This window comes from Xanthomonas sp. LMG 12462, assembly GCF_009192885.1.
In the GTDB taxonomy this organism is placed as follows: Bacteria; Pseudomonadota; Gammaproteobacteria; order Xanthomonadales; family Xanthomonadaceae; genus Xanthomonas_A; species Xanthomonas_A sontii.
On record NZ_NMPP01000030.1, the window covers coordinates 63,191 to 85,881 of the forward strand.

Genomic DNA, 22,691 nt, shown 5'->3' on the forward strand with positions numbered 1-22,691 from the left:
ACACGGGCGCGCCAAGCGACCGGCCGCTGTTGTTCTCCGCAGCGGCACTCGCGCACCGGTCCATGCGGCTGCGCGGGCTCAGCGCGGCGCGGGCTCCAGCGACGCGTCCCCGCCCAGGGTGCGATACAGCGTCACCCGATTGGTGGCCGCGGTCAGCTCCACCGCGACCAGGCTGCGCTGCGCGGCGTAGTAGCTGCGCTGCGCATCCAGGTTGGACAGCGCGCTCTCCACGCCCTCGCGGTAGCGCTGCGCGCTGGCGTCGTAGGTGTTGGCGGCATCGGCGAGGAGCGCGCGCTGCGCCTGCACCTGCGCATCGATGGTGCCGCGCCGGGCCAGGGCATCGGCCACTTCGCCGAAGGCGGTCTGCACGGTCTTTTCGTAACCGGCCACCGCGGCATCGCGCTGCGCCTCGGTGTAGCGCACGTTGGCGCGCGCCGCGCCGCCATCGAACACGGTGTAGGCGACGCCGGCGCCCACCGACGCGGTGCGCGCGTCGTGGGTGAACAGCTGCGACAGCGCGGTGCTGGTCAGGCCCAGCAGGCCGCTCAGGCTGATGCTGGGAAACAACGCGGCACGCGCCGCACCGATCTGGGCGTTGACCGCACGCAGTTCGTATTCGGCCTGCACCACGTCGGGCCGACGCAGCAGCACGCTGGTGTCCAGGCCGGCCGGCGGATCGCCGATGCTGGCCGCGACCTCCTCGATCGAACCCGGCAACAGTGCCGGATCGACCGGAGCGCCCACCAGCAACTGCAGCGCATTGACGTCCTGCGCCAGCGCCGTGGTCTGCGCGGCCAGGTCGGCCTGCGCGGCATGCAGCACCTGGTTGGCCTGGTCCAGGTCCGAATGCGGCACGATGCCGCCATCCACCCGCTGTGCGGTCAGCGTCACGCTGGCGCCGGCGCTGCGTTCGGTGTCCTGCGCGAGCGTCAGCAGGCTGCGGTCGCTGGCATAGGTCAGCCAGGTCGTGGCGATGTCGCCGACCAGGGTCAGGCGCGTGGCCCGGGCCGCGGCCTCCTGTTCCAGATAGCGCTGCTGCGCGGCCGTGCTCAGCGCGTGCAGCCGGCCGAACAGGTCGAGTTCGAACGCGGTGACGCCCACGCCCAGGTCGTAGTTGCTGGCATAACCGGCAGCCGGTGCGGCCGCTGCGTTGCCGCCCTGGGTCGTATCGTTGCCCGGCGCCGCGCCCTTGCCGCGATAGGAGCGCGTATAGGTCGCGCTGGTCCCCACCTCCGGCAGCAGGGCCGCGCGCTGGATCCGGTACTGCGCTCGCGCCTGGGCGATATCGGCAAGCGCGATCCGCAGGTCGCGGTTGTTGTCCAGCGCCTGCGCGATCAGCGCCTGCAGCCGCGGGTCGGCGAACACTTGCCGGTAGCTCAGCGACGGCAGCGTGGCCTCGTGCTGCGCCAGGTAGGCGTCGCCCACCGGCCACGACGGCGGGATCGGTGCGGCGGGACGCACATAGGCCGGCGTCAGGCTGCACGCCGACAGCAGACACGCGGCGCCAATCGCGAGCGCGCGCATCAGGCCGGCTCCGGCAGCGTCGGCGCCGACGGCGGCGCGGCGCCGTTGCGACGTGCGCGGCGGCGCGCCAGCCACTCGGCCATCGCGATGTGGAAGGCCGGGGTCAGGTACAGGGTCAACGCCTGCGAGAACAGCAGGCCGCCGACCACGGCGATGCCGAGCGGGCGCCGCGCCTCGGCGCCGGCGCCGAAACCCAGCGCGATCGGCAACGAGCCCAGCACCGCCGCCAGGGTGGTCATCATGATCGGGCGGAAGCGCACCGTCGCCGCTTCCAGCATCGCCGCGCGCGGCTGCTGCCAGCGCGCATCGCCCGAGCGCTCAAGGTCCAGCGCGTAGTCCACCATCATGATGCCGTTCTTCTTGACCAGCCCGACCAGCAGGATCAGGCCGACGAAGCTGAAGAGATTGAGCTCCTGACGGAACAGCACCAGCATCAGGATGGCGCCGAACCCGGCCAGCGGCAGCGAGGTCAGGATGGTGATCGGGTGCAGCGCGTTCTCGTACAGGATCGCCAGCACGCCATAGATCAGCAGCACGGTGATCAGCAGCAGCATCGGCAGCGTCTTCATCGAATTCTCGAAAGCCTGCGCCGAGCCGGCGAACTGGCCGCTGATGGCGCGCGCGTCGTCCTTGCCCAGGGTCTGCGCCATCAGGTTGCCGATGCCGGCGGCGGCCTCGCCCAGCGACACGCCGGGTGCCAGGTTCATCGACAGCGTCACCGCCGGCAGGCCGGCGTAATGGTTGATCGCCACCGGCCCCACGCCCATGCGCACGTCGGCCACCGCGCGCAGCGGCACCATCGGGCCGCCGGCCGCGGTCAGCACCGCGCTGGTGCCGGAGCTGCTGTTGGAGGTCTGCGTGCCGATCGCGGTAATGCCGGGATTCTGGTTGCCGTTGAATGACAGCGCATCCAGGCCGTTGAGGTCGGCCTGCGCCGCCGGGTCCACCTGCAGCAGCACTTCGTACTGATCGGTGTCGCCGTAGATCGTGCTGATCTTGCGACCGCCGTAGGCGCTGGCCAGGGTGTCCTGCAGGCCGGCGGCGGTGACGCCCAGCGCGGCGGCCTGTTCGCGGTGCAGCACCACCTCGATCTCCGGATTCTTGAGCTGCAGGTCGCTCTGCGGATCCTGCACGTCACGCAGTTGCCGTAGGCGTTGCAGGATGCTGTCGGACTGGGCGTACAGCGCTTTCTGGTCGGTGGACTGCAGCACGTACTGCAGCGACCCGTTCGAGGCGGTCGGCCCCATGTCGATCGCCGGCGGATTGCGCATGTTGAGGGTGATGCCCTGGATCGCGGCGACCTGCTTGCGCACGTCCTGGATCACCTCCTCGGCGCTGCCGCTGCGCTCGGACAGCGGCTTGAGCCCGATCAGCAGGCGCCCGCTGTTGCTGAGCGAATTGTCCGAACCGATCACCGACTCCACGTTGGCCACGTTGGGATTGCGCTGGATGATCTTCACCACCGCCGCCTGCTTGGCCACGAAGTCGGCGAAGGCGGTGCCCTCGGGCACGCGGGTATCGCCGTCGATCTTTCCCGAATCCACCTGCGGGATGAAGCCCTTCTCGACCACGGCGTAGACGCCGGCGGTGCCGACCAGGGTGGCCAGGCCGATGACGCACATCAGGCCGATGCGCTCGGTCGCCCAGGCCAGCGAGCGCGCGTAGCCGCGTTCGCTGGCCTCGACCAGCCGGTCGAAGCGCTCGAACACCCAGCCCGCGCTCTTCTTCGGATCGAGCCAGCGGCTGGCGAGCATCGGCGTAAGGGTCAGCGAGACGATGCCGGACAGGATCACCGCGATCGCGATCACCATGCCGAACTCGGAGAACAACCGCCCGACCAGCCCGCCCATGAACACGATCGGCAGGAACACCGCCGACAGCGACACCGTCATCGACAGCACGGTGAAGCCGATCTCGCGCGAGGCGGCGATAGCCGCATCCATGCGACTGGCGCCCTGCTCGGCATGGCGGACGATGTTCTCGATGACCACGATGGCATCGTCGACGACGAAGCCGACCGACAGGGTCAGCGCCAGCATCGAGATGTTGTCCAGGCTGAAGTGCAGCAGGCGCATCACCGCGAAGGTGCCGATCAGCGAGGTCGGCAGCACCAGCGCCACGATCAGGGTCGCCATCCAGCTGCGCAGGAACAGCAGGATCACCACGATCACCAGCACCAGCGAGCCGACCAGGGTCCACTCCACGTCCTCCACCGACGCGCCGATATAGTCGCCTCGGTCGTAGAGCACGTCGAGCTGGGCGTCGCCGGGCAGCTGCGCGCGAATCCCCGGCAGCGCCGCCTGGATGCCCTGGGTCACCGACAGCGTGTTGGCGCCCGGCTGGCGGTGGATGTTGATCTCGATCGCGCGCTGGCCGTTGAGCGAGGCGGCGGTCTGCAGGTTCTCGACGCTGTCCTCGGCATGGCCGACGTCGCGCAGGCGCACCGGCGCACCGTCCGCGTAGCTCAGCACCATGGCGTCGAAATCGGCCGCGCGCTTGAGCTGCCCGTCGGCGCGCACGGTGTAGGACCGCGCGCGCCCCATCAGTGTGCCGGCCGGCGCGTTGCTGTTGCCCGCCTGCACCGCCGACACCACCTGGTCGAAGCCCAGGTGGCGGGCGGCGAGCAGGTGCGGATTGACGAACAGGCGTACCGCGTACTTCTGCGCGCCGTTGACATCGATCTGGCCGGCACCCGGCACCGAGGCCAGGCGCAGCGCCACGCGGTCCTTGGCGAACTGGTTGAGCAGCGGCAGCGCGATGGTCTTCGAGCGCAGGATCAGGTGCATGATCGGCGCGGCGCTGGGATCCTCCTTCTGGATCTGCGCCGGATTGATCTCGCGCGGCAGCAGGCCGGCCGCCTGCGAGACCGCGTTCTGCACGTCCTGCGCAGCGGCATCGACATTGCGGCTCAACGCGAACTGCAACACGATGCGGGTGCTGCCGACGCTGCTGGTCGAACTCATCGTGTCCAGTCCGGGCAGGCCGCTGAACTGGCGCTCCAGCGGCGTCGCCACCGCCGCGGCCATGGTCTCGGGATTGGCGCCGGGCAGCGACATGTTGACGGTGATGGTCGGGAAGCTGACGTCGGGCAGCTCGCTGACCGGCAGCGCGAAGTAGGCCATGCCGCCGGCCAGCACAAGCGCGATCATCAGCACCGAGGTCATCACCGCGCGGCGGATGAACAGCGCCGACAGATTCACGCATGCCGTCCGGTCGCCGCCGCGGTCGGCGTGGCGTGCGGGTTGCCGGATTGCACCGCGGTGCCGTCGCGCAGTTCGTTCGGCACGGTGAGGATGACGCGATCGCCCGCGTGCAGGCCCTTGGCGATCACCGCCTGCCCGTCGACCATCCGCGCCACGGTGAGCGGCCGCGCCGCGGCGTGACCATCGACCACGCAATACACGTACGGCCCCTGCTGTCCCTGCTGCAGGGCGCTCTCGGGCACCGACAGCGCCTGCGGGTCCTCTGTCAGGATCACCCGCACGGTGACGAACTGCCCCGGCCACAACGTGGCGCCGGCGTTGGCGAAGCGTGCGCGCAGCTCCAGCGTGCCGCTGCTGGTGTCGAAGGCGTTGTCGAGAAACGCCACCTCGCCGCGATCGAGCAGCGTGCCGCTCACCGCATCCAGCGCCAGCACCGGCAGCCCCAGGCCCTGCTGCCCCAGCGGCGCGGCGCGCACGGCATCGACCTGCACATGCGCCAGCGCGAAACGCACCTCGATCGGGGTGCTGACGTTGAGCGTGACCAGCGCGGTGCTGGAACCGCTGGACACCAGATTGCCCGGCTTGACCGCGATGGCGCCGGCGCGGCCGTCGATGGGCGCGCGAACCTGGGTGTAGGCCAGCGACAGCTGCGTCTGCTCGACCTGCGCCTGGTCGGCGGCGACGGTGCCGCGCAGCGAGCGCAGCGTGTCGGCCGCGGTGGTGTAGGCCTTGGGATCCACCGCGCCGGTCCTGGACAGCTTGGCGTAGCGCGCCTCGGTATCGGCCGCATCCGCCGCCAGCGCCTGGTCGCGGGCCAGGGTGGCGCGCGCCTGCGCCAACGCCGCCCGCAGCGGCCGCGGATCGATGGTAAACAGCAGTTGCCCGGCGTGGACCTGTTCGCCGTCGTGGATCAGCACCGACTGCAGCACCCCGTCGGCCTGCGCGCGCACCTCCACGGTCTGCGGCGACAGCAGGGTGCCGGAGGTTTCGATGATGTCCGGCACCCGGTGCGGCGCGACCGTCATGGTCTGCACGCGCAAGGGCTCGGGCGCCGGCGCGGGCTGCTGGCGGTGTGCGCGCCAAACCCAGCCGCCAAGGATGAGCAGGCACAGCACCGCCAATCCGGCGAAGACAACGACCCGACCAAGACCGCGCGCCCTGCGTGGCGTTTGATAAGCGCTCGCGCGACGGCGTGGCGCGCGCAACGACATGACATCGTCGGAAATGGCAGCAGGCCGCGCGGGATCCCGTCCCGCGCCGACGTTTGGGTGCTGCCCAGGGAACCGCCCATCGCTCTGGCTTCGCATGCCGGCCGCGTCCGCACTCGTGGTGATTGGCGATGCCGTGACACCAGGATCTCTGTGCGCACGCAGCGGCATAGCCTGCTCCAATGACGCCAGATCGCCAGTGATGGCTCCGTGATAGAACGCACATCAGAACGCGCAGTGTGCGTCGCCCTGTACACGCGTCATCGACGGCGGCACGTCCCGGGCGCTATCGAAGCCCCCGCCGGTCAGGAGCGGATCCCGAACGCTCACGGACTGCCGTCGCGCTCCACCACCAGCACCCGCGCCGGACCCTGCGGGTGCGCCACATGCTCGGTGCCTTCCGGCGCATGGAACACGTCGCCGGCTTGCAGCAGCACCGCCTGCTCGGTGCCGTGCGCGCGCCAGCGCATCTGCACCTGCCCATCCAGCACCACGAATACTTCCGCCCCGTCGTTGACGTGCCAAACGTACGATTGGTCGGTCCAATGGATGCGCACGCCGATCCCGTCCAGCCGCGCCACCGGCAGCGCCTCCCAGGCGCGGCGGCCGGTGAACTCGCGCGCACGCAGCACCCGCGGCATGCCGCTCATGCCAGGTCCCGCGCGCGGCGGTTGGACTGCAGCACGTTGTCGCGCGGCAGCGGCTGCCCTGCCTGCACCGCCGCGATCCACTGCGCGGTGTCGGCGACCGCGGCGAAGTTGCTGTGGAACACCACCCCGAACACCCGGTGGATCTCCTCGGCACTGGCCTGGCCGGCGGCATTGGCGTACGCCAACGCGCCGCTGGCGTCGCCCAGCACTTCCACCGCCAACCCGCGGTGGAAGGCCTCATACACGGTGGAAGCGTTGCAGTTGTGGGTCATGTAGCCGGCCACGGTCAGGGTGTCGATCGCCTGCGCCTGCAGCCAGGCGGCCAGGTCGGTATCGGCGAACACGCTGGGCCGGGTCTTGCGCAGCAGACGCGCATGCGGCCGCGCGGCGACCTGGGGGTGCAACGCCCAACCGGCGCTGCCGTCGGCGAACACCGGCGCCTGCGCCGGCGCGGTGTGCTGCACCACCAGCACCGGCACGCCGTGCGCCTGCGCCGCGTCCATGGCCTGCAGGATGTGGGGCAACGACTGCGCCACCGGCGGATGCGCGATGGGCAGCGCGCCGTCGAAGTACTCGTTCTGGACGTCGATGACCAGCAGGGCGCGGCGGGGAGAGGACATGCGGTGGCTCCGGGGCGAAGGAGCGGCCAGTGTCCGGCGGCCGCACCTGCGCCGACGAGTGGCCCGAAACACCGTTTCCGCTAAAATCGGGCCATGTCGCCGCATCGCCTCGCCGTGGTCGCCTTCGACCGCATCAGCCCCTTCCACCTGGCGGTGCCCTGCCAGGTGTTCGAGGCGCGGCCGGACACCGACCTGCCGGCCTTCGACCTGCGCGTGTGTGCCGCCGAGCCGGGACTGCTGCGCACCGACGCCGGCTTCGCCATCCAGGTGCAGCACGGCCTGGAGGCGCTGGACGGCGCCGACACGGTGATCGTGCCGTCCTGGCGCGACGCCGCCGAGCCGGCGCCGGCGGCGCTGTGCCAGGCGCTGCGCCGCGCCCACGCCGCCGGCGCGCAGGTGGTCGGGCTGTGCCTGGGCACCTTCGTGCTGGCCGACGCCGGCCTGCTCGACGGCCGCCCCGCCACCACCCACTGGGCGGCGCTGGAACGCTTCGCGCTGCGTCACCCGCAGGTGCGGCTGCAGCCGGACGTGCTGTACGTGGACGACGGCGACGTGCTGACCTCGGCCGGCACCGTGGCCGGCATCGACTGCTGCCTGCACCTGGTGCGGCGCCGCCACGGCGCCGAGGTCGCCAACCGCATCGCCCGGCGCCTGGTGGTGGCGCCGCACCGCCAGGGCGGGCAGGCGCAGTACGTCGAACAGCCGCTGCCGGCCAGCCGCCGCGACGCCCAGTTGGGCCCGACCCTGGACTGGATGCTGCAGCGCCTGGACCAGCCGCTGCGCCTGGACGCGCTGGCCGCGCACGCGCGGATGAGCCGGCGCAGCTTCACCCGGCAGTTCCGCCAGGTGACCGGGACCACCGTGGTGCAGTGGCTGGCGCACCAGCGGCTGGTGCGCGCCCAGCAGTTGCTGGAGCGCACCGACCTGCCGCTGGAGCGCATCGCCGCCGACTGCGGCTTCGGCAGCGCCGGCGCGCTGCGCCTGCAGTTCACGCGCGACCTGGGGTTGCCGCCGTCGGCGTATCGCCGCGGCTTCCGTGCCGGCTGAGCGGCCGCTGCGTTCCGCCGATCGGGCCACGTCGCCTGCGCCGGCACCCGCTACAATCGGCGCATGCGCGTCTTCCTCCAGCAACGCCCCGACGGCAACGAGCCGCCACGCTACCTGCAGCTGACCCTGCAGCCGGACCTGCTCGGCGGCTGGGAACTGTTGCGCGAGAGCGGCCAGATCGGCGGCCGCGCGCAGCTGCGGCGCGAGCTCTACCTGCAGCAGGAAGACGCCAACGCCGCCTTCGAGAAAGCCCGCGACGCCCAGCTCAAGCGCGGCTTCCAGGTCATGTTCACCCGTGGCGCCGACGCGCCGCGCTAAGGAATCCCCCATGCTCAAGAACGACCGCCTGCTGCGCGCGCTGCGCCGCGAGCCCGTGGACCAGACCCCCGTGTGGCTGATGCGCCAGGCCGGGCGCTACCTGCCCGAGTACCGGGCCACCCGCGCCCGCGCCGGCAGCTTCCTGGCCATGGCCAAGACCCCGGAACTGGCCTGCGAAGTGACCCTGCAGCCGCTGGCGCGGTTCCCGCTGGACGCGGCGATCCTGTTCTCGGACATCCTCACCATCCCCGATGCGATGGGCCTGGAGCTGTACTTCGTCGAAGGCGAAGGCCCCAAGTTTCGCCACCCCGTGCGCGATGCCGCGGCGATCGCCCGGCTCGGCGTGCCGGACATGGAGACCGAGCTGCGCTACGTGATGGACGCGGTGCGGGTGATCCGCCGCGAACTGGACGGCAGCGTCCCGCTGATCGGCTTCTCCGGCAGCCCCTGGACCCTGGCCTGCTACATGGTCGAGGGCGGCGGCAGCGACAACTACGCGCGGATCAAGGCGCTGGCGCTGAACGATCCGGCGGCGCTGCACGCGCTGCTGTCGGTCAACACCGACGCGGTGATCGCCTACTTGGCGGCGCAGCGCGCGGCCGGTGCGCAGGCGTTGCAGGTGTTCGACACCTGGGGCGGTGTGCTGAGCCCGGCGATGTACCGCGAGTTCTCACTGCCCTACCTGCAGCGCATCGCCCGCGAACTGGCGCGCGGCGACGGCGCCGAGCGCACCCCGCTGATCCTGTTCGGCAAGGGCAATGCGCCCTATCTGGAAGAGCTCGCGGCCTCCGGTGCGGAAGGCGTGGGCGTGGACTGGACCATCGACCTGGCCGACGCCGCGCGCCGTACCGGCGGCCGCGTCGCCCTGCAGGGCAACCTCGACCCGGCGATGCTGTACGGCGCGCCGGAGGCGATCGACCGCGAGGTGCAACGCGTGCTGCGCAGCTATGCCGACGGCAACGGCGGCTCGCTGGACGGCCATGTGTTCAATCTCGGTCACGGCCTGTCGCCGGACATGCAGCCCGAGCATGTTGGCGCGCTGGTGGAGGCGGTGCAGCGGCATAGTCGGCGTGGTTGAACGCCGGGATTCGGGATTCGGGATTCCAGTCTCGCGCACGGTCGGCGATCTGACCGTGCGCTCGATCTCTTGCGCTTTCGCGTAGGAGCGGCTGCCTGCTAGGCGCAATCCACCGAGGCGTCCGCAGTATGGATCGCTGAGCGCGCGCTGCATCGCAAGCGCGCAACTGCACGACACGGCGACGCGATCTGCGCGATCCTAGTGCTCCCCCCGCGTCACCCTGCGTGCCGATGTCCGCGCCCTCCTCCGATCCGATCGCCGTTCCCAACGCGCGCAGTTTCCGTCCGCTGCTGTGGCTGGTGTCGCTGGCCATCTTCATGCAGATGCTCGATGCCACCATCGTCAACACCGCGTTGCCGGCGATGGCGCGCAGCCTGGGCGAGAGCCCGCTGCAGATGCAGTCGGTGGTCTTCAGCTACGCGCTGGCGGTGGCGATGTTCATTCCCGCCTCGGGCTGGATCGCCGACCGCTACGGCACGCGCCGCACCTTCCTGACCGCGATCGTGCTGTTCACCCTCGGCTCGCTGCTGTGCGCGGCAGCGCCGCGGCTGCCGTATCTGGTGGCCGCACGGGTGCTGCAGGGCATCGGCGGCGCGATGCTGCTGCCGGTCGGCCGGCTGGCGGTGATGCGCTCGGTGTCGCGCGCGCAGTTCCTCAGCGCGATGAGCTTCATCGCCATTCCCGCGCTGATCGGGCCGCTGGTCGGGCCGACCCTGGGCGGCTGGCTGGTGCAGGTGGCGTCCTGGCACTGGGTGTTCCTGATCAACCTGCCGATCGGCGCGATCGGCTTCGCCGCGGCGCTGAAGATCATGCCGGACTTCTACGGCGAGCAGCGCACCCGCTTCGACCTGGTCGGCTACGCGATGCTGGCCTTCGGCATGGTCGCGCTGTCGCTGGCGCTGGACGGCATCTCCGAGCTGGGCCTGCGCCACGCCTTCGTGATGCTGCTGGCGATCGCCGGGCTGGCGGCGCTGATCGGCTACTGGCTGCACGCGGCCAACGCGGCGGCGCCGCTGTTCCCGCTGCACCTGTTCAAGGTCGCCAGCTTCCGCATCGGCATCCTCGGCAACCTGTTCTCGCGCGTGGGCAGCGGCAGCATGCCGTTCCTGATCCCGCTGCTGTTGCAGGTGGGCCTGGGCATGAGCCCGATGAACGCCGGGCTGATGATGATCCCGGTGGCGCTGGCCGGGATGGCCTCCAAGCGCGCGGCGGTGAAGCTGGTGGAGCGCTTCGGCTACCGGCGCGTGCTGATGACCAACACCGTGCTGGTCGGCACCGCGATGGCCAGCTTCCTGCTGTTCGACGCCGGCCAGCCGCTGGGCTGGCGGCTGCTGCAGCTGGCGCTGTTCGGTGCGGTCAACTCGCTGCAGTTCACCGTCATGAACACCGTGACGCTGCGCGACCTGGACCGCGACCAGGCCAGCGCCGGCAACAGCCTGCTGTCGATGGTGATGATGCTCGCCACCGGCTTCGGCGCCGCGGCCGCCGGCAGCCTGTTGGCCGCGTTCAACACCCATCTCGGCGACACCCACGGCGCCACCGCGGCGCTGCATGCGACCTTCGTCTGCGTCGGCGCGATCACCCTGACCTCGACCCTGATCTTCTGGCAGCTGCCGGATACGCGGCCGTTGCCGAAGCAGGTGGAGGAAGTGGCGGAGTAGCCGAAAAGCGGGGATTGGGGAGTCGGGATTGGGGAGTCGCAGGAGCGGGATGCGCGACCTGCTCCATGTGGGAGGGACTTCAGTCCCGACTGCATGCAGCCTGGAAGGCACCTGCCCTCTGCTGGTCACACCTGCTGCGGATACCGGACGGGTGTGACTTACCTGCCCTCCTCGCTCCTGCTGCCTTCTCCATCTTCTGGCGCCTCCACCGCCTTCGCCAGCATCTCGCCCGTCACCGGCTTGCGCAGGAACCCGCTGAAACCGGCGGCATGCGCCTGCGGCTCGGCGTCGGCGTCGGCACGGGCGGTGACCGCGATCAGCGGCATGCCGTAGCCGAAGGCGCGCAACTGCCGCGCCAGCGCCAGGCCGTCCAGGCCGGGCAGGTCCAGATCGAGCAGGGCGATGTCGAACGTGCTGGCCGCCGCTTCGGTCAGCGCGGCCAGCGCGTGCGCGGCGTGGGTGACGTGGTGGCCGCGTGCGCGCAGCAGGCCGCCGACCACTTCGGCCACGGTCGGATCGTCTTCGACCAGCAGGATCCGCCGCGGCGCCGCGGCACTGGCGGACGCGCGGGCGTCGCGTGGCGCCTGCGGCAGCGGCTCGGGCACCCACGGCAACGGCAGGTCGACCACGAAGCGGGTGCCGGCGCCGAGGCGGCTGCGCAATTCGATGCGCCCGCCCATCGCCACCGCCAGTTCCTGGCTGATCGCCAGGCCCAGGCCGCTGCCGCCGTAGCGTGCGGCGGTGCGCGGCCCGTCGGCCTGCTCGAAGCGCTGGAACAATCGCGCCTGCTGTTCGGCGTTGATGCCCGGCCCGGTGTCGGCGACTTCGAAGCGCACGCCCTGCTGCGGCTGTAGCGGCGCCACCCGCAACTGCACGCTGCCGTGCTCGGTGAACTTGATGGCGTTGTTGAGCAGGTTCAGCAGGATCTGCCGCACCCGCGTGGCGTCGCCGCGCGCGGTGACCTGCGGCGGCATGGCGTTGTCCAGGGCGAAGGCGAGGTCGCGGCTGCGCGCCATCGGCCCCATCATGGCCTCCAGTTCGGCGATCAGCCGGCCCAGGTCGAACGGCTGCTGTTCCAGTTCCAGGCGCCCGGCCTCGATCCGCGCCAGGTCCAGCGCATCGTTGACCAGACGCAGCAGGTGCGAGCCCGCGTCGCGGATCGATTCGGTGTAGCGGCGCTGCCTGGTGTCCAGCGGCGTGGACAGCAGCAGTTCGCTCATGCCCAGCACCCCGGTCATCGGCGTGCGCACCTCGTGGCCGAGCGTGGCCAGGAAGCGGGTCTTGGCCAGCGAGGCCTGCTCGGCCACCTCCTGCTTATGCACCGCCAGCTGCCAGGCGGCGCGCCGGCGCAGCCGCCGCCGGTACAGGTACGCGAGCAACCACAGCGCCAGCACCGCCAGCACCGCCAGCCCGGCGATGCCCCAGGGGCTGCGCCACCACGGCGGCAGCACGCGGAAGTGCAGGCTGACCACGTTCGACCAGACCTTGTCGGCCGTACGCGCCTGCATCTCCAGGGTGTAGTGGCCCGACGGCAGCCGCGAGAACAGACGCTCGCCGCTGGCGCCCACATCGACCCAATCCGGGTCGTAGCCGCTGAGGCGGAAGCGGTAGGTGTTGGCGTCGGTGTCGGAGAACGACAGCAGGCGCGCGACCACGTGCAGATCGCGGTCGCCTTCCTGCAGCACGATGCGGTCGGCGTGCAGCAGGTCCAGCCCGCGCTCGCCGCGGCGCACGCCGATGCGCTCGATCACCAGCGGCGGCTGCCGCCGCGACGGCACCACCTGCGACGGCTCGAACAGCACCACGCCGTCCGGGGTGCCGCCGAGGATCTGCCCGCTGCGCGCCTGCACCAGGGTGCGGATCTGGAACTCCTGGTTGGGCAGGCCATCGTGGACGCCGTAGGAGCGGATCGCCTTGCTCGCCGGATCGACCCGGATCAGCCCGCGCACGCTGCTCAGCCAGGCCACGCCGCTGGCATCAACCACCAGGCCGTTCGGCGCCAGCGCCGGGAACTCCTGTTCGGCATCGATGCGGTCGAGCAGGCTCAGCCGGCTGCCGTCCCACAGATAACGCTCCAGGCAGCCGACGCTGGCCAGCCAGACCACGTTGCCGTCGCTGATCGCCAGGGCGCTCAGCGGGCGCTGCGGTGCACCGGGCACCGCTTCGAACCGCGCGCGCTCCGGACTCCAGGCGAGCAGGCCGTGCTGCCCCAGCAACCAGGGCTGGCCCTGCGGCCCGAGGCTGGCCTCCTGCACGGTCAGATCCGCAGGCAGGCCGGCGCTTCCCGGCGCCATGGTGCGCAGCACGTGGCCATCGAGGTCGCGCACCTGCACGCCGGTGATGTCGCTGAAGATCCAGACGTGGCGGTCGCTGCTGAAGACGATCCGATCCACCTGGTCCATCATCGGCGCATCGGCCCCGGCATCCTTGCCCCAGCGCCGGACCTCGCCGCTGGCCGGGTCGTAGCGCAGCACCGCCCCCGCGGCCGCCGCCCACAGCCGGCCCTGCGGGTCTTCGGCGATCGCCCGCGCCCAGTCCAGACCGAACATCGCGCGCATGTGCCGATGCACGGCGCCGGTGGCCGGATCGAGCTTGTCCAGCACGCCACGCGTGCCGGCCAGCCACACGCCGCCGTCGCGGGAAGCGGCGGTGGCCAGCACGTAGGGGTTGCCCATCGACTCCGGGTCGTCCACCCGATAGGACAGCACCGAGAACTGCTGCCAGTTGGCCGGCAGGTGCCACAGCCCGGCATTGCCGCTGGCGAACCACAGGCCGCCCTCGCGATCCTCGAAGGCCAGCGACCAGTTCGGCTTGACCAGTCCGTGCGCGGAATTGCTGTACAGCGGCACGTTGCGGATCACCCCGGACTCGCTCTCGCGGCCCAGCCCGTCCATGGTGTCGAACCAGCGCGTGCCGTGGCGGTCGTGGACCAGCATGCCCAGCACGCTGTCGCCGGGCATGTTGCGCCAGTACGGCTCCACCACGCTGGCGTCGGCGCGCAGCAGGCGCACCCCGCCCAGGGTGGAGACCCACAGCGTATCGTCGCGCTCGGGCGTCAGCCCCTGCACTTCCGGCCGCGGCAGCGCGTCGGCGGCGACGCGCTGGAAATCGTGGCCGGTCCAACGCGCCAGGCCGCCGCGGGTGCCCACCCACAGGGTGCCGTCCGGCGTGGTCGCCAGATGGGTGACGCTGGCCGAAGGCAGGCTGCGCGCGTCGCCGGGGATCGGCATGAAGCGGCGCAGGCGGCCGTCCGGCTGCAACTGGTGCAGGCCGCCGGCGGAGGTCCCGAACCAGACGCTGCCGTCCGGCGTGGACGCGATGGACCACACGGTGGTGGAGCCGATCTGCGGATAGGTGCTGCGATCGTAGTAGCGGAACTGCCGGCGATCGGCCGAGAGCATGCCCAGGCCGGCGCCGTCGGTCCCGAACCAGACCCGGTTCTGCGCATCGACGTGCACCGACCAGATCTTGTTGTGGTGCAGGCCGTCCTCGATCCGCCAGATGCGGTAGCCGCGTCCGTCGAAGCGCGCCAGGCCATCGCTGCTGGCCAGCCACAGGTAGCCGAGCTTGTCCTCGGCGAAGCCATTGATGCTGTTGGACGGCAAGCCGTCGGCCACGGTCAGTTGGCGCGGCTGCGGCGTCGGCGGCACTGCCGCGCCGGCGACCGCGGACCACGCCAGCAGCAGCCATCCCAAGATCCGTCTCGACCGCATCGCCTCTGTCTCCCCGACGGGCATCCGTCCCGCGCCACCGACGCCATCGTCGGCGATAAGCGCCGGCGCTGGCAACCGCGTCCCGCATCGACTCAGAGCGGCGGCGGCGCCCCGTCCAGCACCGCGTCGATGGCCCCTTCCAGCATCTGCCCGGTGACCGGCTTGCGCACGAACCCGGCGAATCCGGCGGCGCGTGCGGCGGCCTCGGCCTCGCCGTCGGAGCGCGCGGTCACCGCCAGCAGCGGGAAGCCATGGCCCAGCGCACGCAACTGCCGCGCCAGCGCCAGGCCGTCGAGCGCCGGCAGGTCCAGGTCGAGCAGGCCGATGTCGAAGCTGCCCTGGCTGGCTTCGGTCAGCGCCTCCAGGCCGTGCGCGGCCCAGGTCACCTGATGGCCGCGGCCGCGCAGCAGTTCGACCATCACCTGGGCCACGGTCGGTTCGTCCTCGACCAGCAGGATGCGCAGCGCGGTGCGCGCGCGCGGTGCCGGCACCGGGACCGCCGCCGGTTCCTGCGCCGGACGCCAGCGCAGCGGCAGGCCCACGCGGAAACGCGCGCCGTGCCCCAGCCGGCTCTCGACCTGGATGCGCCCGCCCATCGCCATCGCCAGTTCCTGGCTGATCGCCAGGCCCAGGCCGCTGCCGCCCTGGCGCACCGCGGTGCGCGGGCCATCGCCCTGTTCGAAGCGCTGGAACAGCCGCGCCTGCTGCTCGCTGCCGATGCCCGGGCCGGTATCGGCCACCTCGATGCACAACCCCTGGCCGTCCTGCCCCGGCGCCACCTTCAGCGCCACCGAGCCGCTGCTGGTGAACTTGATCGCGTTGCCGAGCAGGTTCAGCAGGATCTGCCGCACCCGCAGCGCATCGCCTTCCACCGTGGTCGCGCCGGGCATGCCGTCGTGCAGATCGAAGCGCAGCCCGCGCGCCTGCGCCAGCGGCGCCATCAGGTTGACCACTTCGGCGATCAGCGCCTGCAGCGCGAACGGCTGCGACTCCAGGCGCAGGCGCCCGGCCTCGATCCGCGCCAGGTCCAGCGCATCGTTGACCAGGTGCAGCAGGTGGGTGCCGGCGCGGCGGATCGACTCGGTATACCCGCGCTGCTTCGGATCCAGCGGCGTGGCCAGCAGCAGTTCGCTCATGCCCAGCACCCCGGTCAGCGGCGTGCGCACCTCGTGGCCGAGCGTGGCCAGGAAGCGGGTCTTGGCCAGCGAGGCCTGCTCGGCCAGTTCCTGCTTGTGCAGGGCCAGTTCCCAGGCGTGCTGGCGGCCCAGGCGGCGCCGGTAGGCGCGCAGCGACATCAGCAGCAGCAGGCCGGCCGCAGCGAGCAGCCCGACGATGCCCCAGACGCTGCGCCACCACGGCGGCTGCACCCGGAACGGCAGGCGCAGCGTCGGCGACCAGGCGCCGTTGCGGGTGCGCGCCTGGATCTCCAGCACCTGCGCGCCATCGGGCAGCTGCGGCAGGGTGCGTTCGCCGCTGGCGCCGGTGCTGACCCAATCGCGGTCGTAACCCGGCAGGCGGAACCGGTAGACGATGTGTTCCGGATCGATGTAGGACAGCAGCCGCACCGCCACGCGCAGGTCGCGGTCGTCCGAGCGCAGGGTGAAGTCGCCGCGCGTCGGCAGCGTCAGCAGTTGTGGGCCGCGCCGCACCTGCACGCTCTCCATGCTCAGCGCCAGCGGCACCGGCACCGGATCCGGCTGCTGCGTGTCCAGCAGCGCCACGCTGCCGTCCGCGGCGGCCGCCACCAGCACGCCGTCGGCGGTCATCAGCAGGCCGCGCCGCACCAGTTCCTGACTGCCGAGCCCGTCGCGGGTGCCGAACGCGCGCACCGCCGGCGTGCGCCGCGGATCGACCCGGAACAGGCCACGGCGCATGCCCAGCCAGGCGCGCCCCTGCGAATCGGCGACCAGCGCGCTGGACTCGGTGGCCGGCAGCCCGTCGGCCACCGCGTAGCGCTGGCTGCGCTGCCAGTGCGCGCCGGTGCGCCGCCACAGTTCCAGCCCGGACAGCCGATGCACCCACAGCGTGCGCGCGTCGGCGAAGGCGAACGACTGCACCTTCTCGCCGGCCAGCTCCGGCGGCGTGCGGAACTGCCCGGCCGCGCCGTCCCAGTGCTGGAACTGTTCGGCGGCCACCCACGGCGTGCCGTCCGGCGCCATCGCGAACGCCGCGATGTCGGTGCCGGCCAGGCCGTGCTGGCCGCCGGGGAGGTTCTGCAGCACGTGGCCGTCGCCATCGCGCACCTGCACGCCGTAGCCCGGCGCGGCGATCCACAGCCGCTGGCGTGCGTCCAGTTGCAGCCAGGCGAGCGTGCCGTCCGGGATCGGATCGGCCTCGCCGGCGGCGCGGGTCCAGCGCTGCAGGGTGCCCCCGTCCAGCGGGCCGCGCAGCAGCGTGCTGCTGCCCCCCATCCACAATGCCCCGCGCGGGTCGTCCAGCACCGACAGCAAGCGCCCGCTGGGCGCACCGTTGGCCCAATGCGGCGCGCTCAGCGCACCGCTGGTGGTGTCGAGGCGGAACACGCTGGCGCCGGAGCCGAGCAGCCACACGCCGCCGGCGCGGGCCGGCGCCAGGCCGACATACTGATCGGCGGGCAGGCCCTGCGCGGTGCCCAGCACTGCCAGGCGGCGCCAGTCCGGACGCAGGTAGCCCAGGCCGCGCGTCGGCAGCGGCACCCACAGGCCGCCCTCGCGGTCGCGCAGCACGGTCTCCACCACGCTGGCGCCGGACACCGCCGCGCCGCCGGTATCCACCCGCCGCGCCGGCCCGTCGGCCGGCTTGTGCCACAGGCCTTCGCCGTTGCCGAGCCAGTAGCCGCCGGCGCCGTCCTCGGCGATCGCGTTGGCCGCGCGATGCAGTGCGCCGATCCAGTCCGCACGCAACCAGCGCCCGGCACGGTCGCGCCGGAACAGGCCGGTGTTGCCGCTGAACCAGAGGCCATCGCTGAGCCGGGTGATCGACATGATCACCTGCTCCTCCTGCGGCATGCCGTCGTCGATGCGGTAGGCGCTGGCGTGGCGGCCGTCGTAGCGCACCAGGCCCTTGAAGGTACCCACCCACAGCACCCCGGCATCGTCGAAGGCCAGGGTCAGCACGGCGCTGTCGAGCAGCGCGTCCACCGCCGGATCGCCGGCGCGGATGCGCTGCACGCGGCCGTCGCCGCCCAGCCGGTACAGGCCGCCGCGGTAGGTGCCGAAGTACACCGCGTCGCCGCGGCTGGCGATGGCGAACACGTCGTCGCTGCGCATCGCCGGCTGCGTGGCCATGTTGAAGTGGCGGAAGCCGCGCCGGTCCGCGCCGAGCATGCTCAGGCCGCCGCCCTCGCAGGCCACCCAGATGCGGTCGCGCGCGTCGATGTGCAGGTCCTGCACGTAGTTGCAGCGCAACGAGGCGGGATCGGCCGGATCGTGGCGCCAGACCCGGAACTCGCGCCCATCGTAGCGGGCCAGGCCGTCGCCGCTGGCGATCCACAGATAGCCGTCGCGGTCCAGCTGCAACCCGGAGATATCGCTGGACGGCAGCCCCTGCTCGCCGGAGAACACCCGGAAGCGCGGCAGTTCCGGCACCGCGGCATTGGCATCGGCGCACACGGCGGCCAGCGCCAACAGGCAGGCCAGCCCCCAGCAGCGCCACCGGCGTGGGGGATGCGGGATGGGCATGGACATCGGCTCCGGCAAAGGACGTCGGCGGATGAACACCGGCGCACTGCCGGGGCCGGACGCGCGGCGCGCCCGCTCCGTATGCCGCTCGCCGCGGCAGCGTTCTTATACCCCGCGGCCGCGGAAAAATCACACCTGCCACCGCGCGCAACGAACCGTTACGCGCCGCAGGTACGCAGCCGGCCCGGACTGTGACTAGAATCCGGCGACCTCCCAGCGCGGCCCCGCTCCATGTTCAGACCCTCTCTCGTGGCCCTCCTGCTGGCCTTGCCGGGCGCCGCCCTGGCCGCGCCGGCGCAGTACGCGCTGGACCCGGTGCACACCCGGGTGCTGTTCGCGATCGAGCACGCCGGATTCTCCAAGGCGCTGGGCACCGTGTCCGGCAGCACCGGCACCCTGGTGTTCGACCCGGACGACTGGCGCAGCGCACGGCTGCAGGCGCGGGTGCCGTTGCAGCGGCTGGACCTGGGCGACGAGAAGTGGAACCGCGCCGCGCTGGCGCACAACCTGCTCGACGGCGAGCACTACCCGGAAGCGCAGTTCGTCTCCACCCGCGTCGAGCCGATCGACGCGCAGCACGCCAAGGTGATCGGGCAGCTGACGCTGCACGGCGTCACCCGCGAGGTGACCCTGGACGTGACCCTGAACGCAGTGAAGCGTCATCCGCTGCCGCCGTTCCGTCGCACCGCCGGCTTCTCCGCCACCACCACGCTGCAGCGCGCCGACTTCGGCATCAGTTCCTGGCCATCGGTGATCGGCGGCACGGTGGAACTGCGCATCGAGGCCGAGGCCACCCGCGAGGGCGGCGCCAAGGCCGAACCGGATCCGGCGCCGGGCACTCCGCCTGCCGCTCCCACCGACACCCCCACCGCGCCGGCGGCGCAGGACGGCACGCCATGAGCGCCCGCAATACCCCCGACCGCTGGGGCAGCGTCAGCCAGACCCTGCACTGGCTGATCGCCGCCCTGATCCTGCTGCTCGGCGTGGTCGGCCTGACCATGGGCGAACTGCCGAAGACGCCCAAGTATTTCTGGGTCTACACCGCGCACAAGTCGCTGGGCCTGACCGTGCTGGCGCTGGTGATCGTGCGGCTCGGCTGGCGCCTGTACGCCGGCGCGCCCAAGCCGGTGCCGGGCACCCCCGGCTGGCAGGAGCGCATCGCCGACGCCACCCACGCCTTGCTGTACGTGATGATCTTCGCCATCCCGCTGTCCGGCTGGCTGTACGACTCCGCCAGCGGCCTGCGCCCGTTCCGCTGGTTCGGCCTGGTCGCGGTGCCCAAGCTCAGCGCCCCGAACGGGCACCTGCGCGACCTGTCGCACACGGTGCACGAATGGGGCTTCTGGCTGCTGATCGCGGTGGTCCTGGCGCATGCCGGCGCCGCCTTCTACCACCACCTGTTCCAACGCGATGCCACCCTGGCGCGGATGTTGCCGCGCGGCTGGCTCACCCCCAAGTCCTGAGGAGCTGTTTCGATGTCCACCCGTTTCGCGTCCCCCGCCGCCGTCGCCGCCAGTCTGGTGGCCCTGCTCGCCGCTGCCCCCGCGGTGCAGGCCGCCGACTATGTGCAGGCCCCCGGCTCCACCCTGGTGTTCGCCAGCAAGTACGACGGCGAAGTGTTCACCGGCCAGTTCCCCGGCTTCGACACCAAGCTCAGCTTCGACCCGGCCAACCTGGCCGGCGCCAAGCTCGACGTGACCATCCCGCTGGCCGGCGCCAAGAGCGGCAACACCGACCGCGACTCCACCCTGCAGGGCGCGGACTTCTTCGACGTGGCCAAGTTCGCCACCGCGCACTACCGCGCCGACAAGTTCCGCGCGCTGGGCAACAACCAGTTCGCCGCCGACGGCACCCTGGAACTGCGCGGCGTGTCCAAGCCGGTGACCCTGACCTTCACCTGGACCCCGGGCGCGCAGCCGGTGCTGGCCGGCAAGGCCACGGTCAAGCGTCTGGACTTCGGCGTGGGCGGCGGCGACTGGGCCGACACCAAGACCATTCCCAACGAAACCGCGATCAGCACCAAGGTGGTGTTCAAGGCGAAGTGATTCGCCACAGGCCGCGGGCGCGCGGCCGCTAAGCGGCGGATTTCCTCGTCGGGTCCGCCGCTTTTTTTATGCGCGGCTCACGCGCATTCGGGCGACGCCGCCAGCCAGGCGCGCACGCCGGCAACATCGAACGGCCAGTCCAGCTCGCGCCCGTCGGCGGCGCGCAGCACCGGCACGCGCACCCCGTAGCGCGCCTCCAGCGTCGCGTCGTCGTCGATGAACACGCTGTCCGGCTCGGCCACGCGCGCCTGCGCCAGCACCTGCAGAGCCTGGTCGCACAGATGGCAGTCGTCGCGCTGGTACAGGGTCAGGGACATGCTCGCGTCCTATGCTGCGCTGCGGACCTGGGCCGCGCGCCGGAAGCATAGAATAGACGGTCTTTCGCCCACCCCCTCGGCACGCGCATGGCTGTCAGCACCTTCGACCTGTTCAAGATCGGCATCGGGCCGAGTTCCTCGCACACGGTGGGGCCGATGCGCGCCGCCGAGCGCTTCGTGCACCGCTGGCTGTTCGACCAGGGCCGCCTGCAGGACGTGGTGCGCCTGCGTGCCGAAGTGTTCGGCTCGCTGGCCCTGACCGGGCGCGGCCATGGCACCGACAAGGCGGTGCTGCTGGGCCTGGAAGGCCAGCGCCCGAACCTGATCGATCCGGACATCATCCCCGGTGCGCTGGAGCGCATCCGCAGCAGCAAACGCATCAACCTGCTCGGCCGGCACGAGATCGCCTTCGACGAGAAGCGCGACCTGGCGATGAACAAGCGACAGAAGCTGCCGTACCACACCAACGGCATGCGCTTCACCGCCTACGCCGCCAACGACGAAGTCGTCGCCACGCGCGACTACTACTCGGTCGGCGGCGGGTTCGTGGTCAACCAGGACGACGCCGCCGACGACCGCATCGTCGCCGACGAGACGCCGCTGCCCTACCCGTTCAAGAGCGGCGACGAGCTGCTGGCGCAGGCCGCGCGCAGCGGCCTGAGCATCGCCGCGCTGATGTTCGAGAACGAGAAGTGCTGGCGCAGCGAGGACGAGATCCGCGCCGGCCTGCGCGAGATCTGGGGCGCGATGCAGGCCTGCGTGACCCGCGGCATCCGCGAAGAAGGCACCCTGCCCGGCGGCCTGCACGTGTCGCGGCGCGCGCCGGCGCTGTACCGCGAGCTGTCGTCCAAGCCGGAAGCGGCGATGCGCGATCCGCTGACCACGCTGGACTGGGTCAACCTGTACGCGCTGGCGGTCAACGAAGAGAACGCCGCCGGCGGTCGCGTGGTCACCGCACCCACCAACGGCGCGGCCGGGATCATCCCGGCGGTGCTGCACTACTTCGACCGCTTCTGCCCCGGCGCCGACGAACAGCGCGTGTTCGACTTCCTGCTCACCGCCGCGGCGATCGGCATCCTGTACAAGGAAAACGCCTCCATCTCCGGCGCCGAGGTCGGCTGCCAGGGCGAGGTCGGCGTGGCCTGCTCGATGGCCGCCGGCGGCCTGGTCGCCGCGCTCGGCGGCAAGCCGGGACAGATCGAGAACGCCGCCGAGATCGGCATGGAGCACAACCTCGGCCTGACCTGCGACCCGATCGGCGGCCTGGTGCAGATCCCGTGCATCGAGCGCAACGCGATGGGCGCGGTCAAGGCGATCAACGCCAGCCGCATGGCGATGCGCGGCGACGGCAAGCACAAGGTGTCGCTGGACAAGGTGATCCGCACCATGCGCGACACCGGCCGCGACATGCAGGACAAGTACAAGGAAACCAGCCGCGGCGGGCTGGCGGTGAACGTCATCGAGTGCTGAGCCAGCCCGATGGACGCTGGCCCGGGTGATCACCAGCGTCCTCGCTGCCGCGCGCATCAAGATCCGCGTGGCGTTGCCGCTAACGACAGAGACGTCGGCCGATCCGGCATGGGCATGCGCTTGCGGTTTCCACACGCCTCCTGGCGCCTGCTGGCGCTACAGCTGGCCATGCTCTCGA

The 22,691-nt window shown here is 71.6% G+C and carries 16 protein-coding genes; 8 read left to right on the forward strand and 8 right to left on the reverse strand.

Annotated features, from left to right (window positions below):
• Positions 1-78: 78 nt before the first annotated feature.
• From CEK69_RS08535 to CEK69_RS08555, 5 genes are all read right to left on the reverse strand, one after another.
• Complete coding sequence (locus CEK69_RS08535) at positions 79-1,524, reverse strand: efflux transporter outer membrane subunit (RefSeq protein WP_152245026.1); 1,446 nt, start codon at positions 1,522-1,524, stop codon at positions 79-81.
• The gene (locus tag CEK69_RS08540) at positions 1,524-4,724 is read right to left on the reverse strand and encodes an efflux RND transporter permease subunit (protein ID WP_152245028.1); all 3,201 of its coding nucleotides are present in this window, start codon (positions 4,722-4,724) and stop codon (positions 1,524-1,526) included. Before CEK69_RS08540 ends, CEK69_RS08535 begins: the two co-directional genes overlap by 1 nt.
• Complete coding sequence (locus CEK69_RS08545; RefSeq protein WP_226975101.1) at positions 4,721-5,752, reverse strand: efflux RND transporter periplasmic adaptor subunit; 1,032 nt, start codon at positions 5,750-5,752, stop codon at positions 4,721-4,723. Before CEK69_RS08545 ends, CEK69_RS08540 begins: the two co-directional genes overlap by 4 nt.
• 509 nt (positions 5,753-6,261) lie before the next feature.
• Positions 6,262-6,585, reverse strand: a complete 324-nt coding sequence (locus tag CEK69_RS08550) for a cupin domain-containing protein (protein WP_152245030.1) — start codon at positions 6,583-6,585, stop codon at positions 6,262-6,264.
• Positions 6,582-7,205 carry a cysteine hydrolase family protein gene (locus CEK69_RS08555; protein ID WP_152245032.1) on the reverse strand — a complete coding sequence of 208 codons (624 nt, stop codon included), beginning with the start codon at positions 7,203-7,205 and terminating at the stop codon, positions 6,582-6,584. Before CEK69_RS08555 ends, CEK69_RS08550 begins: the two co-directional genes overlap by 4 nt.
• Before the next feature lie 93 nt (positions 7,206-7,298).
• On the opposite strand from CEK69_RS08555, the gene CEK69_RS08560 reads away from it, so the two are divergent.
• The 4 genes from CEK69_RS08560 to mdtD all read left to right on the forward strand — a co-directional run bounded on the left by CEK69_RS08560 (position 7,299) and on the right by mdtD (position 11,309).
• Complete coding sequence (locus tag CEK69_RS08560; RefSeq protein ID WP_152245034.1) at positions 7,299-8,252, forward strand: helix-turn-helix domain-containing protein; 954 nt, start codon at positions 7,299-7,301, stop codon at positions 8,250-8,252.
• A gap of 63 nt (positions 8,253-8,315) precedes the next feature.
• The gene (locus tag CEK69_RS08565; RefSeq protein ID WP_010344159.1) at positions 8,316-8,570 is read left to right on the forward strand and encodes a WGR domain-containing protein; all 255 of its coding nucleotides are present in this window, start codon (positions 8,316-8,318) and stop codon (positions 8,568-8,570) included.
• Positions 8,571-8,580: 10 nt separating this feature from the next.
• The gene (gene hemE, locus CEK69_RS08570; protein ID WP_017913987.1) at positions 8,581-9,648 is read left to right on the forward strand and encodes a uroporphyrinogen decarboxylase; all 1,068 of its coding nucleotides are present in this window, start codon (positions 8,581-8,583) and stop codon (positions 9,646-9,648) included.
• Between the two features lie 230 nt (positions 9,649-9,878).
• Positions 9,879-11,309: a multidrug transporter subunit MdtD gene (gene mdtD / locus CEK69_RS08575; RefSeq protein WP_017913986.1), complete on the forward strand. Its 1,431-nt coding sequence runs from the start codon at positions 9,879-9,881 to the stop codon at positions 11,307-11,309.
• Between the two features lie 158 nt (positions 11,310-11,467).
• Here the strand turns inward: mdtD and CEK69_RS08580 are convergent, their stop codons facing one another.
• Positions 11,468-15,046, reverse strand: coding sequence for an ATP-binding protein (locus tag CEK69_RS08580; RefSeq protein WP_152245036.1), 3,579 nt, complete (start codon positions 15,044-15,046; stop codon positions 11,468-11,470).
• A 68-nt stretch (positions 15,047-15,114) separates the two neighbouring features.
• Positions 15,115-18,681, reverse strand: a complete 3,567-nt coding sequence (locus CEK69_RS08585; protein WP_152245038.1) for an ATP-binding protein — start codon at positions 18,679-18,681, stop codon at positions 15,115-15,117.
• Positions 18,682-18,912: 231 nt separating this feature from the next.
• Here CEK69_RS08585 and CEK69_RS08590 point away from each other — a divergent pair, with 231 nt between their 5' ends.
• From CEK69_RS08590 to CEK69_RS08600, 3 genes are read left to right on the forward strand one after another with little or no spacing between them, the layout of a single operon-like run.
• Entirely contained in the window at positions 18,913-19,581 is a 669-nt protein-coding gene (locus CEK69_RS08590; protein WP_150409433.1) for a YceI family protein, read from the forward strand.
• Positions 19,578-20,144: a cytochrome b gene (locus tag CEK69_RS08595; RefSeq protein ID WP_017913645.1), complete on the forward strand. Its 567-nt coding sequence runs from the start codon at positions 19,578-19,580 to the stop codon at positions 20,142-20,144. Before CEK69_RS08590 ends, CEK69_RS08595 begins: the two co-directional genes overlap by 4 nt.
• Positions 20,145-20,156: 12 nt before the next feature.
• Positions 20,157-20,726 (forward strand): YceI family protein, encoded by a 570-nt coding sequence (locus CEK69_RS08600; protein ID WP_017907781.1) that lies wholly within the window; start codon positions 20,157-20,159, stop codon positions 20,724-20,726.
• A 77-nt stretch (positions 20,727-20,803) separates the two neighbouring features.
• On the opposite strand, the gene CEK69_RS08605 is transcribed toward CEK69_RS08600, so the two are convergent.
• A complete protein-coding gene (locus CEK69_RS08605) occupies positions 20,804-21,043 on the reverse strand; it encodes a glutaredoxin family protein (RefSeq protein WP_152245040.1) in 240 nt (79 codons plus the stop codon).
• An 87-nt stretch (positions 21,044-21,130) separates the two neighbouring features.
• Between CEK69_RS08605 and CEK69_RS08610 the strand changes: the two genes are divergently transcribed.
• Positions 21,131-22,513, forward strand: coding sequence for an L-serine ammonia-lyase (locus CEK69_RS08610; protein ID WP_152245042.1), 1,383 nt, complete (start codon positions 21,131-21,133; stop codon positions 22,511-22,513).
• Positions 22,514-22,691 lie beyond the last annotated feature (178 nt).